An 11,910-nucleotide genomic window follows, 5' to 3' on the forward strand; every position below is an offset into this window, starting at 1 on the left:
AGGGCGGGTGCCCCTGTAGGAACGAGGACGAACACCGCCCCTTTTATCGTCCCCATCCAGCCCCTCCAGAAAGCGGGGGAGGGTGCCTTCACAGGCTAAGCGAGTATCCTAGAAGCTTCGTATCCCCGAACCGAAACGAGAAAAAGCGTGGAAATCCTGCTGTACGCTGTGGGCATTATCCTCATGGCAATCGCTATTGCCGTCTCGATTGCCCTGCACGAGGTGGGGCATCTGGTGCCCGCGAAGCTATTTAATGTGCGCGTTCCGCAGTACATGATTGGCTTCGGTAAGACCGTGTTCTCTTTCCGCCGCGGCGAGACTGAGTACGGTTTCAAGGCGATCCCGTTGGGCGGTTACATTTCGATGATTGGCATGTACCCGCCGAGCCCTGCTGAGGTGAAGGAGCACCATGAGGAGGGCCATTCGGGCAGTACCAGCCCGTTTGCGTCCATGGCTGAGGAGGCGCGTGCGGCGGATGCTGAGCGCATGAAGCCCGGTGATGAGAACCGCCTTTTCTATAAGTTGCCGGTGCTCAAGCGCATGGTGATTATGTTGGGCGGCCCGACCATGAACCTGCTGATTGGTGTGGTGTGTACTGCTGTGCTGATTTGTGGTTTTGGTACGGCTCAGGTGACGAATAAGGTGTCGGCGGTGTCTGAGTGCGTGCCGAGCGTGAATGTCACTCATGATTCGATTAGCTATGGCGAATGTACTGATAAGTCCACTCCGTCGCCTGCGAAGGCTGCTGGTGTGCAGGTGGGTGACCGTGTGGTTGCTGTGAATGGTGCGTCGACGGGTTCGTGGGAGGCTGTGTCTTCGGCGATTCGTGCGGCGGGTTCTCACCCGAGCACTTTGACGGTGGAGCGTAATGGTCAGCGTCTGGATTTGTCGGTGACTCCGGTTGAGATGATCCGCCCGGTTTCTGATGGTAAGGGCCAGTATGCGCGTGCTGCGGATGGTTCGATTGCGACGACTCGCGGCGGTTTTGTGGGTGTTTCGCCGTCGAGTGAGTTGGTGCCTGGTTCTATTACTGAGGTGCCTGCGATGGTGGGCGATACGCTCTCTCGTGTGGGTTCGTCGATGTTGTCGTTGCCGCAGCGTGTGTGGGAGTTGACGGTGACTTTGGTGACTGGTGGTGAGCGTAGTGTTGAGTCGCCGGTGTCTGTGGTTGGTGTGAGTCGTATTGCCGGTGAGGTGACGGCTACTGACCGTATTGATGTGAAGGCGAAGGCTGCGATGTTGGTCTCGCTGGTGGCGAATATGAATTTGATGCTTTTTGCGTTTAATCTGATTCCGCTTCTGCCTCTGGATGGTGGCCACGTGTTGGGTGCGCTCTGGGAGGGTGTGCGTCGTTTCTTTGCACGTTTGACTGGGCGTAAGGATCCGGGTCCGTTTGATCCGGTGAAGTTGTTGCCGCTGACGTATGTGGTGGCGGGCGCGTTCATTGTGATGTCTGTCATTCTGATTGTGGCGGATATTGTTAAGCCCATCACCCTGTTTTAGTGTGTTGTCACGCGCGGTAAGGGTACCCGTATTAGTGCTTTCTTTCGCGTCAGTGGCACAATAAAAAGTTGAACGAAGGATGCGTCGTACGTCCTTCATAACCCATGTATGGAGGAAAACCTTGTCGGTCAGCCTTGGTATGCCGAAGCCCGCTCCCGCGGTTCTGTCCCCGCGTCGTAAGACTCGCCAGTTTAAGGTGGGTTCTGTCGGTGTTGGGTCTGAATCTCCGATTTCGGTGCAGTCGATGACGACCACTAAGACCCACGACATTGGTGCGACTCTGCAGCAGATTGCTGAGTTGACCGCTGCCGGTTGCGATATTGTGCGTGTGGCGTGCCCGACTGATAAGGATGCGGAGGCTCTGCCCATTATTGCGAAGCAGTCCCGTATTCCGGTGATTGCTGATATTCACTTCCAGCCGAAGTACGTGTATGCGGCTATTCAGGCTGGTTGCGGTGCTGTGCGTGTGAACCCGGGTAATATCCGTAAGTTCGATGACCAGGTGAAGGAAATCGCTCAGATGGCTTCGGACCACGGCGTTTCTCTGCGTATTGGTGTGAATGCTGGTTCGCTGGATAAGCGTCTGTTGGAGAAGTACGGTAAGGCTACTCCGGAGGCTCTGGTTGAGTCTGCTGTGTGGGAGGCGTCGCTCTTTGAGGAGCACGGTTTCCGTGATTTCAAGATTTCTGTGAAGCATAATGACCCTGTGGTGATGGTGGAGGCGTACCGTCAGCTGGCTGAGCGCGGTGACTGGCCCCTGCACCTGGGTGTGACTGAGGCTGGTCCGGCGTTCCAGGGCACTATTAAGAGCTCGGTGGCGTTCGGTACTCTGCTGTCTCAGGGTATTGGCGATACTATTCGCGTGTCGCTGTCTGCTCCTCCGGTTGAGGAGGTGAAGGTGGGCACCAAGATCCTGGAGTCGCTGAACCTTCGCCCCCGTAAGCTGGATATTGTTTCTTGCCCGTCGTGTGGTCGTGCGCAGGTGAACGTGTGGGAGCTTGCTGAGAACGTGACTAAGGGCCTGGAGCACATGAAGGTTCCGCTGCGTGTTGCCGTGATGGGTTGCGTGGTGAACGGTCCGGGTGAGGCTCGTGAGGCTGACCTGGGTGTGGCGTCCGGTAACGGTAAGGGCCAGATTTTCGTGAAGGGTGAGGTCATTAAGACCGTGCCTGAGGATCAGATTGTTGAGACTCTGATTGAAGAGGCGACCCGTATTGCTGCTGAGATGGAGGCTTCGGGCGAGTATGTTCCCGAGGGTTCCCCGGCTGTTTCGGTGAGCTAGTTAGCTTTTGTGCGCGGAGGCGCCCTGGTGAGGGCGCCTCCGCGCTTTTCCGGTTATGTCCGGTTATGGTGGTGGCAGGCTTGGTGCTTGCCGCTGCTGGTTGTGGCCGCAGGATCCGGTTGCTTTTTCGGGGTGCGTGTCCCCGTATTTTCACTTATTTTTTGTCGCTCTTTCTCTATCACTCAACAGGTCATGTTCACTCTTTTTTCTCGCCGCCGTAAGGCTGATCGTGCCCGGCGTGCTGCTGTTTCGTCGATGGATTCTTCCCCTATGCCTGATCGCGTGAAGGAACACGTTTTTGCTCTGGATGCTCGGTGGTGCGATGAGCTGGAGGAGGTCCTGTTTAGTGACCCGGTCCCGAATCTGTACTCCATTGAGCATTATTTGGCGTGCCCTCTTCCGGTGAGGTCCCCGCGTATTCCGCTGCACTACTATCAGGGTTTTGTGGGCTGTGAGCGCGATGGGCAGTTGTGCTGTGTGCTTTTGTTGGGTTCGAATGTGGTGCCGGTGCGGCTGTGCGGTGCCGCGGTTGAGCATGATGTTGCCGAACATGTAGAAACCTATGACGCCACCACCCTGGATACTCCCGCTCTGGATGCTACGGCGCTCGCGCATCGTGACGCGCTGGCTCAGCTGCTACTGCAGGTGGGTTCTCGCCTGGATTCCATGTTCGGTGAGAGCACCTTCGTGATGCCCCTGTGGACGCGCATGCAGGAGCTGTGCGAGCAGACTCGCGGCGGTAAGAGCCCGCTGTTGCAGATGCTGCAGCCGAGCCTGGGTGACGGTTGCGATCACCGTGCGCGGGTTCTGTCGGAGCGTCCCAATCAGCCGCTGCTGTATTTGCCGCCGGAGAAGGACCTCGCCCGCTTCTACGAGGCGGAGCTTCCTGAGCTGCCGGCGCACCTGCCCGCGCCTCTCAAACCCGTGCCCATCAAACCCGAGCCCCTCAAGCCGGGGCAGAGCCCCGCCGGTGCTGTCCAACTCAGCGGTGAGCCTGCCGGGTATGCGCGCCTCGCCACCTCCGCGGACCTGGGGGAGCTTCTGCCCGCTGCAGCCGCCATGTTCACCGAGGAGGTCGGCTTCGACCCGGTTGCCCGCTACGGTGACGGCTATGCGGCGCGCCTGCGCACGCTGATTGCCGGTCAGCGTTGCGCCATTGTCACCGATGTGAACGGTCGCGTTATCTTCAAGGCGGATGCGGGCATCGTGAACCTGGATGCCGCGCAGGTGCAGGGCGTGTGGCTGCACCCGGACTACCGCGGCTATGGGCTGGCTAAGCCGTTCTTTGCCGCCGCCGCGCAGATTCTGCAGCGCCGCTACCCGCATTTGAGCCTGTACGTGAACGACTACAATGCCCGCGCTCTTGCCATGTACCGGGGGACCGGTTGGGAGCAGATTGGGCAGTTCTCGACCATCATTTTTGAGCGCTAAACACGCCGAACCCTAAAACGCTATAAAATTAAAGACGACTGTGCCTTTTTCGTGGCTTACCCGGTGAGCCGTGGGCACCCTACCTAAACCTATCGACCTTTCAAGGAGAATCGTGGTACTTCGCCTTTCCAACCTCTTCGTGCGCACTCTGCGCGAGGACCCCGTAGACGCTGAGGTCGCCAGCCACAAGCTGCTGGTTCGCGCCGGTTACATCCGCCGCGCAGCCCCGGGCGTGTACACCTGGCTGCCCCTGGGCCTGAAGGTACTGCGCAAGGTCGAGAACATCATCCGCGAAGAGATGGACGCCATCGGCGCGCAGGAAGTTCACTTCCCCGCACTGCTGCCCCGCGAGCCCTACGAGGCAACCAACCGCTGGGACGAGTACGGCGATAACCTCTTCCGCCTCAAGGACCGCAAGGGTGCCGACATGCTGCTGGCACCCACCCACGAGGAAATGTTCACCCTGCTGGTCAAGGACCTGTACTCCTCCTACAAGGACCTTCCGGTTTACCTGTACCAGATTCAGACCAAGTACCGCGATGAGGCGCGCCCCCGCGCGGGTCTGCTGCGCGGCCGCGAGTTCGTCATGAAGGACTCCTACTCCTTCAACATTGACGATGAGGGCCTGAACGAGGCGTACATGGCGCACCGCGCCGCATACCAGCGCATCTTCGAGCGCCTGGGCCTGGAGATTGTCATTGTGACCGCACAGTCCGGCGCAATGGGCGGCTCCCGCAGTGAAGAGTTCCTGCACCCGACCCCCATCGGTGAGGACACCTTCGTGCGTTCCGCGGGCGGCTACGCGGCAAACGTTGAGGCCGTGACCACCGTGGTTCCCGAGGAAATCGAAATCACCGAGGACACCCCGGCGGCAATCGTCGTGGACACCCCCGACTCCGCCACCATTGAGACCCTGGTGGAGCGCATGAACGAACTGCACTCCGAGGTGACCGGCGGCACCCTGGAAGCTTCGCAGACCCTCAAGTGCTTCCTCGGCACCGTCATCACCCCCTCCGGCGAGCGTAAGGTCTTCGCCGTGGGCGTTCCCGGCGACCGTGCCGTGGACCTGGGCCGCGTTGAGGTCAACATCGGCGCCCTGCTGGGCATCGGCGGCGAGGTTGAGGTTGAGGCAGCCAGCGAAGAGGACCTGAAGGCATACCCGCAGCTGGTCAAGGGCTACATTGGCCCCGGCCTGAGCCTGGATGCGCCCCTGTTCGGCGCGCACACCGAGGACGAGGATGCGGTAGCTTCCGCAACCGGTATTCCCTTCTTCGTTGACCCCCGCGTGGTGCGCGGTACCCGCTGGGTGACCGGCGCAAACGAAGAGGGCAAGCACGTGGCGAACCTGGTCTTCGGCCGCGACTTCACCGCCGACGGCGTGATTGAGGCGTGCGAGGTACGCGAAGGCGACCCGGCACCGGACGGCTCCGGCGAGCTGGTCGCAGCCCGCGGTATCGAGATGGGCCACATCTTCGCCCTGGGCCGCAAGTACGCTGAGGCACTGGGCCTGAAGGTCCTGGACCAGAACGGCAAGCTGCAGACCGTGACCATGGGATCCTACGGCGTGGGCGTGACCCGCGCACTTGCCGCTATCGCCGAGGGCAACCACGACGAGAAGGGCCTGATCTGGCCGCGTAACCTGGCACCGGCAGACGTGCATATCGTCATCACCGGCAAGGATGCAGCATCCCACGAGTACGCTGAAGAGCTCAGCGCATCCCTGGAATCCGCCGGCCTGCAGGTCATGCTGGACGACCGCCCGAAGACCAGCCCCGGCGTGAAGTTCGGCGACGCCGAGTTGCTGGGTGTGCCCACCATCCTGGTGATTGGTCGCGGCTTCAAGGACGGCGTGCTGGAGCTGAAGGACCGCCGCAGCGGTGAGGCTCGCGAGGTGTCCGTCGAGAACGCGGTGGCTGAGGTCATCGCTGAGGTGCGCGGCGCCTAAGGCACGCCACTAGCCCGCAAAGACGTAAAACCGTCGCCACCTGCCCTACCTCCCAAGAGGTGGGGCAGAGCAAGCGGCGGAAGAATGAAAGAAGAGAACTATGGCATACAAGCCGAAGCGTTCTGGCTCTAAGAAGAGCGCCCCGAATGCGCGCGCTCGCCGTGCCGCATCCCGCGTGGCCAATGGTGTGAACACTCCCCGCACTCGCGTTGAGAGTGAGCCCGTGGTGGAGGCACCGGTGCGCGTGGGTACCCGCGCGATCCGTGAGGAAGAAGTTGCCGAGGCGATTGCCCCGGTTATCTCCGAATTCTCGCTGGTGCTGGAGGGCCTGAAGATTTCGGGCCCGGCGGCGAACCGCACCGTGAAGATTACGGTGGACTACACCGCTGAGCGTACCGATTCGCTGTCGCTGGATTCCCTCGCGGAGATTTCCGGTGCGATTTCGAGCGCCCTGGATCGTGCGGATGAAAACGACGAGTTCTTCCCCTACGAGCTGGAGGTGTCCTCGCCCGGCGCTACCCGCGCCCTGACCGAGCGCCGCCACTGGGAGCGTGCCCGCACCCGCCTGATTGCGGTCACCGCACCCGACGGCACCGAGTACCTGGCGCGTCTGCACGAGGTGCAGGATGAGGGGCCGGTGCTGGCTCGTAAGAAGAACACGAAGAAGGGCCAGAAGGAGTCCTACCACGAGCCGTCTTTGCTTCCGTGGGAAAATATTGCTTCTGCTCACGTCGAGATTGACTTCAATTCGCCTGCTGAGCCGGTAGAATAGAGTTATTAAAGCTTCAGGCACGGGGTGCTCCGTGCCAGGTATATACCGTTCGGGAGCCGGGGCGCACTAAGCGTCCCGGCGCCGTGCTAACTGGGAAAGGCTGAAAAGCGTGGAGGATATTAAAACTATTGACCTGGGCGCACTGCGCGCATTGGCGAAGCAGCGCTCTCTCGTCATGGAGGAGCTCTTCACCCTGGTTGAGAACGCCCTGCTGCTCGCATACATGAAGCAGCCCGGCGCTATTAAGGGCTCTCGTGCCGTCATCGACCGCACCACCGGCGAGTTCGTCATTCTGGCTCCTGAGCTTGATGAGGACAACCAGAAGATTGACGAGTTCGACGATACCCCGAACAACTTTGGCCGTATCGCTGCCGCAACCGTCCGTCAGGTTCTGTCACAGCGTCTGCGTGACGCTGAGGACGCATCCGTTCTGGGTGAGTTCAAGGACCGTGAGGGCACCCTGGTGTCCGGCGTGATTCAGCAGGGCAACAACCCGCGTATGGTTCAGGTTGACCTGGGCACCGTTGAGGCTGTTCTGCCCAGCAACGAGCAGGTTCCGGGCGAGAAGTACCTGCACGGTACCCGCCTGCGCGCCTACCTGGTTGAGGCTCGCCGCGGCCCGAAGGGCCCCTCGATTGTGGTTTCTCGTTCGCACCCGAACCTGGTTCTGCGCCTGTTCGAGCACGAGGTTCCCGAAATTTCTGAGGGCTTGGTTTCCATTAACTCCATCGCACGTGAAGCTGGCCACCGCTCCAAGATTGCTGTGTCCGCGAAGAACCCGACCATTAACGCTAAGGGTGCGTGCATCGGCGATATGGGTGCCCGCGTGCGTGCGGTTGCTGCCGAGCTGAACGACGAGAAGATTGACATTGTCGACTACTCGACCGATCCGGCAACCTTCATCGCTGCGGCGCTGTCCCCGGCGAAGGTCACCGAGGTCATTATCGCGAACCCGCGTGAGTACTCCGCTCGTGCCGTGGTTCCGGACGATCAGCTGTCCCTGGCTATCGGCCGTGAGGGTCAGAATGCGCGCCTGGCAGCGAAGCTGACCGGCTGGCGTATCGATATTCTCTCCGAGTCCAAGTACGCTCAGGTTCGTGCCGAGGAAGAGGTTGCAGCTCGCGTGGCTCGTAGCCTGGCTGAAGAAGCTGCAGTTGAAGAGGCAGCAGAAGAGTCCGCACAGAACGCTGAATAAGCATTAGCCCCGGTGAGGGGCGTATCCCGCGGCATATCCGTTTGATGCAGGCGCAAGATATCGGGCAGGTACGTGCCCGGTGTTCTTGCGCCTGCGTCACAGTTTTGCCCATGATTCTTAAAAACGGGATACACTATTAAGATGTGCCGGTGTGTAACCGGGCGCTTTAACGCGCCCTCGCACACACCGGATAGAGCATCACGAATGTACTGCGAACGCGGTTCTGCACACACGCTAGAGAGGGGAGAGGACCATGAGCAATCACGACCTCACCGCAACCTCCGAAGCGTTTGAAGGACCGGTCCGCACCTGCATCGGATGCCGTGCCCGCGATGAACAGCGCAACCTGCTGCGCATCGCCCGCACACCCGTCACGTCTGCTACCGAGCAGGCGGACACCCCGCCCTATCAGCCCGATACGGCGGGAACTATGCCCGGACGAGGCGCTTGGATCCATCCGAGCGAAAAGTGCGTAGCCGCTCTGCAGAAAAAGAACGGTCTGGCGCGCGCCTTCAAAAAAGCGGTCCCTGCAGCCCAGCTGCAGGCGTGTTGCGAGCAGATTCGAGCCGTGATTGCGGACTCGACCCCCTCGTAGACGCTTTTCGGGTATATGCCCTCTGTAAGTCAACGAGTTTGACGACTTCTTATCTGAAAGCGAGTCAGAAAACTGATGGATATCTAATGAGTGCCGCGAAATGAGTACCCTTTCGTGCTCACCCACCGGCAATTTCACGAATTGGCGCGCCTTCGGGCGTGCACCCCGTAAACATTAGTGTCCGCACCATTCCCGGTGCGGACCGGGAATGGAGAAAATTTGGCTCAGCCTCGAGTACACGAGTTTGCTAAAGAAGTAGGCGTACCTTCCAAGGAAGTTATCGCCAAGCTCAAGGATATGGGCGAGTTCGTTAAGAGCTCCTCTTCCACCCTGAACCCCATGGTTCTGAAGAAGCTGCGCGCGGAATTCCCCGCCGCAGCCGCTAAGCCTGCCGCAAAGGCAGGTCCCGCAGAGTCGGCAGCTAAGCCGGCTCCCAAGCCCGCAGCGGCTAAGCCTGCAGCTAAGCCGGCACCCAAGCCCGCAGCGGCTAAACCTGCCGCTAAGCCGGCACCCAAGCCCGCAGCGGCAAAGCCTGCCGCTAAGCCGGCACCCAAGCCCGTAGCTGAGAGCGCAGCTCCCAAGCCTGCAGCAGCTAAGCCCGCCGCAAAGCCGGCAGCAGCACCCAAGCCCGGCGGCCCCCGTCCGGGTAACAACCCCTTCGCATCCCAGCAGGGCATGGCACGCCCCGAGGCAGCACCGAAGCCGGCAGCACCCAAGCCTGCCGCTCCGAAGCCCGGCCCCAAGCCCGGTCCTCGCCCCGGTAACAACCCCTTCGCATCCCAGCAGGGCATGAAGCGTGGCGGCGGCGACTCCCAGCGTTCCGGCGGTCCCCGTCCGGCACGTAACGGTCGTCCCGGTGGCAACGGTGGCGCACGCCCCGGCGGTAACGGCGGTCCCCGCCCGGCAGGTGGCGCACGTCCCGGTGGTAACGGCGGTCCTCGCCCGGCAGGTGGCGCACGTCCCGGTGCACCCCGTCCGGCTGGCGGCGGCGGCGCACGCCCGAACCCCTCGATGATGCCCAAGGTTTCCAACGTTGGTGGCGGCGCGTCCGGTTCCAACAACGGTGGCGGTAACGGCGGCGGCGCACGTCGCGGCGGCGGTTCCGGCGGCTTCAACCGCGGTCCGGGTCGTCCCGGCCCCGGCGGTCGCGGTAATGCACAGGGTGCATTCGGTCGCGGCGGCTCCAAGCGTAAGGGCCGCAAGTCCAAGGCAGCTCGCCGCCATGAGCAGGAGCAGCTGAACGCACCGGCACCCGGTGGCGTGGTTGTTCCTCGCGGCGACGGCTCGACCGAGATTCGTCTGCGCCGTGGCGCGTCCATCATGGACTTCGCTGAGAAGATTGGCGCAAACCCGGCATCGCTGATTACGGTTCTCTTCCACCTGGGTGAGATGGCTACCCAGACTCAGTCCCTGGACGAGGAAACCTTCGAGCTGCTGGGTGCCGAACTGGGCTACGTCATCAAGATCGTTTCCCCGGAGGATGAGGAGCGCGAGCTGCTCGAGTCCTTCGACATCAACCTCGAAGCCGAAGCAGAAGCTGAGGGCGAGGACGTCCTGGAGGTTCGTCCCCCGGTTGTTACCGTCATGGGTCACGTTGACCACGGTAAGACCCGCCTGCTGGACGCTATCCGTAACACCAACGTCATTGAGGGTGAGGCCGGCGGCATTACCCAGCACATTGGTGCATACCAGGTCCACACCACCGTTGAGGGTGAAGACCGCGCGATTACCTTCATCGATACCCCCGGTCACGAGGCGTTCACCGCTATGCGTGCCCGTGGTGCGAAGGTCACCGACGTGGCAATCCTCGTGGTCGCAGCTGATGACGGCGTTATGCCCCAGACCGTTGAAGCACTGAACCACGCACAGGCAGCTAACGTGCCGATCGTGGTTGCTGTGAACAAGATCGATAAGGAAGGCGCGTCCCCGGACAAGATCCGCGGCCAGCTCACCGAGTACGGTCTGATCCCCGAAGAGTACGGTGGCGACACCATGTTCGTGGACGTCTCCGCTCGCAACGGCACCAACATCGACGAGCTGCTTGAGGCTGTCACCCTGACCGCTGACGTGCTCGAACTGACCGCTAACCCGAACAAGGAAGCACGCGGCGTTGCTATTGAAGCAAACCTGGACAAGGGCCGCGGTGCGGTTTCCACCGTCCTGGTTCAGTCCGGTACCCTGCACGTCGGTGACGCTATCGTTGCCGGTGTTGCTCACGGTCGCGTTCGTGCAATGTTCGATGAGAACGGTCAGGCTGTGAAGGAAGCTGGCCCGTCCCGCCCCGTTCAGGTGCTGGGTCTGTCCACCGTTCCTCGTGCAGGCGACACCTTCCTCTCCACCGAGGAAGAGCGCACCGCTCGTCAGATCGCTGAGAAGCGTGAGGCTGCTGATCGTAACGCTCAGCTGGCTAAGCGTCGTAAGCGCGTGACCCTCGAGTCCTTCGACGCCGCTGTGGCTGAGGGCAAGATGGACACCCTGAACCTGATTATTAAGGGTGACGTCTCCGGTGCTGTGGAAGCGCTGGAAGAGTCCCTGATGAAGATCGACGCCGGTGGCGACGAGGTTCAGCTGCGCGTCATCCACCGCGGTGTGGGTGCTATTACCCAGAACGACGTGAACCTGGCTACCGTGGACAACGCGGTCATCATCGGCTTCAACGTCCGCCCGGCAGAGCGCGTTGCAGAACTTGCCGACCGCGAAGGCGTCGAGATGAAGTTCTACTCGGTCATCTACCGTGCGATTGAGGAAATTGAGCAGGCCGTCAAGGGTATGCTCAAGCCCGAGTACGAGGAAGTGGAGCTCGGCTCCGCAGAGATCCGCGAGGTCTTCCGCTCCTCCAAGTGGGGCAACATCGCAGGTTCGATCGTCAAGAACGGCATCATCAAGCGCAACGCCAAGGCACGCCTGGTGCGCGACGGTTCCGTGGTGGCAGACAACCTCACCATCGAGTCGCTGCGCCGTTTCAAGGACGACGCTACCGAGGTTCGCGAAGGTTTCGAGTGTGGTATTGGCCTCGGCTCCTTCAACGACATCAAGGAAGGCGACATTATCGAGACTTGGGAGATGCGCGAAAAGCCGCGTGTCTAAGACTCACACGCTGATGCGCCCGTCACCCGCTAGTGTTCCCGCACCCGCAGGCTTCTAAAACTTAGAGCCTGCGGGGCGGGTGCTGGCGGGGCGGGCGCTT

Annotated in this window: 8 protein-coding genes; all 8 read left to right on the plus strand. The window is 61.2% G+C overall.

Annotated elements, in window-relative coordinates; genetic code table 11:
• The first annotated feature begins 147 nt into the window (after positions 1 to 147).
• Complete coding sequence (locus HMPREF2749_RS08775; RefSeq protein ID WP_012903941.1) at positions 148 to 1,503, plus strand: M50 family metallopeptidase; 1,356 nt, start codon at positions 148 to 150, stop codon at positions 1,501 to 1,503.
• 139 nt (positions 1,504 to 1,642) lie between these two features.
• Positions 1,643 to 2,785: a flavodoxin-dependent (E)-4-hydroxy-3-methylbut-2-enyl-diphosphate synthase gene (ispG, locus tag HMPREF2749_RS08780; protein WP_044142245.1), complete on the plus strand. Its 1,143-nt coding sequence runs from the start codon at positions 1,643 to 1,645 to the stop codon at positions 2,783 to 2,785.
• A gap of 192 nt (positions 2,786 to 2,977) precedes the next feature.
• Positions 2,978 to 4,216 carry a GNAT family N-acetyltransferase gene (locus tag HMPREF2749_RS08785; protein ID WP_083301097.1) on the plus strand — a complete coding sequence of 413 codons (1,239 nt, stop codon included), beginning with the start codon at positions 2,978 to 2,980 and terminating at the stop codon, positions 4,214 to 4,216.
• A gap of 112 nt (positions 4,217 to 4,328) precedes the next feature.
• On the plus strand, positions 4,329 to 6,161 hold the full coding sequence (locus HMPREF2749_RS08790; protein ID WP_070594113.1) for a proline--tRNA ligase: 1,833 nt from the start codon (positions 4,329 to 4,331) through the stop codon (positions 6,159 to 6,161).
• A gap of 100 nt (positions 6,162 to 6,261) precedes the next feature.
• A complete protein-coding gene (gene rimP, locus HMPREF2749_RS08795; protein ID WP_049341694.1) occupies positions 6,262 to 6,933 on the plus strand; it encodes a ribosome maturation factor RimP in 672 nt (223 codons plus the stop codon).
• 109 nt (positions 6,934 to 7,042) lie between these two features.
• Positions 7,043 to 8,128, plus strand: coding sequence for a transcription termination factor NusA (nusA, locus tag HMPREF2749_RS08800; protein ID WP_070594115.1), 1,086 nt, complete (start codon positions 7,043 to 7,045; stop codon positions 8,126 to 8,128).
• A gap of 253 nt (positions 8,129 to 8,381) precedes the next feature.
• Positions 8,382 to 8,723: a YlxR family protein gene (locus HMPREF2749_RS08805; protein WP_049341695.1), complete on the plus strand. Its 342-nt coding sequence runs from the start codon at positions 8,382 to 8,384 to the stop codon at positions 8,721 to 8,723.
• A 219-nt stretch (positions 8,724 to 8,942) separates the two neighbouring features.
• Positions 8,943 to 11,810, plus strand: coding sequence for a translation initiation factor IF-2 (infB, locus tag HMPREF2749_RS08810; protein ID WP_070594116.1), 2,868 nt, complete (start codon positions 8,943 to 8,945; stop codon positions 11,808 to 11,810).
• The last annotated feature ends 100 nt before the right edge of the window (positions 11,811 to 11,910 follow it).

The organism is Rothia sp. HMSC075F09, assembly GCF_001810515.1.
In the GTDB taxonomy this organism is placed as follows: domain Bacteria; phylum Actinomycetota; class Actinomycetes; order Actinomycetales; family Micrococcaceae; genus Rothia.

Bases quoted from the DNA above. Each gene is read 5' to 3' on its own strand.
- HMPREF2749_RS08785 (WP_083301097.1), top strand. From the start codon at position 2,978: ATGTTCACTCTTTTTTCTCGCCGCCGTAAGGCTGATCGTGCCCGGCGT.
- HMPREF2749_RS08805 (WP_049341695.1), top strand. From the start codon at position 8,382: ATGAGCAATCACGACCTCACCGCAACCTCCGAAGCGTTTGAAGGACCG.
- ispG (WP_044142245.1), top strand. From the start codon at position 1,643: ATGCCGAAGCCCGCTCCCGCGGTTCTGTCCCCGCGTCGTAAGACTCGC.
- rimP (WP_049341694.1), top strand. From the start codon at position 6,262: ATGGCATACAAGCCGAAGCGTTCTGGCTCTAAGAAGAGCGCCCCGAAT.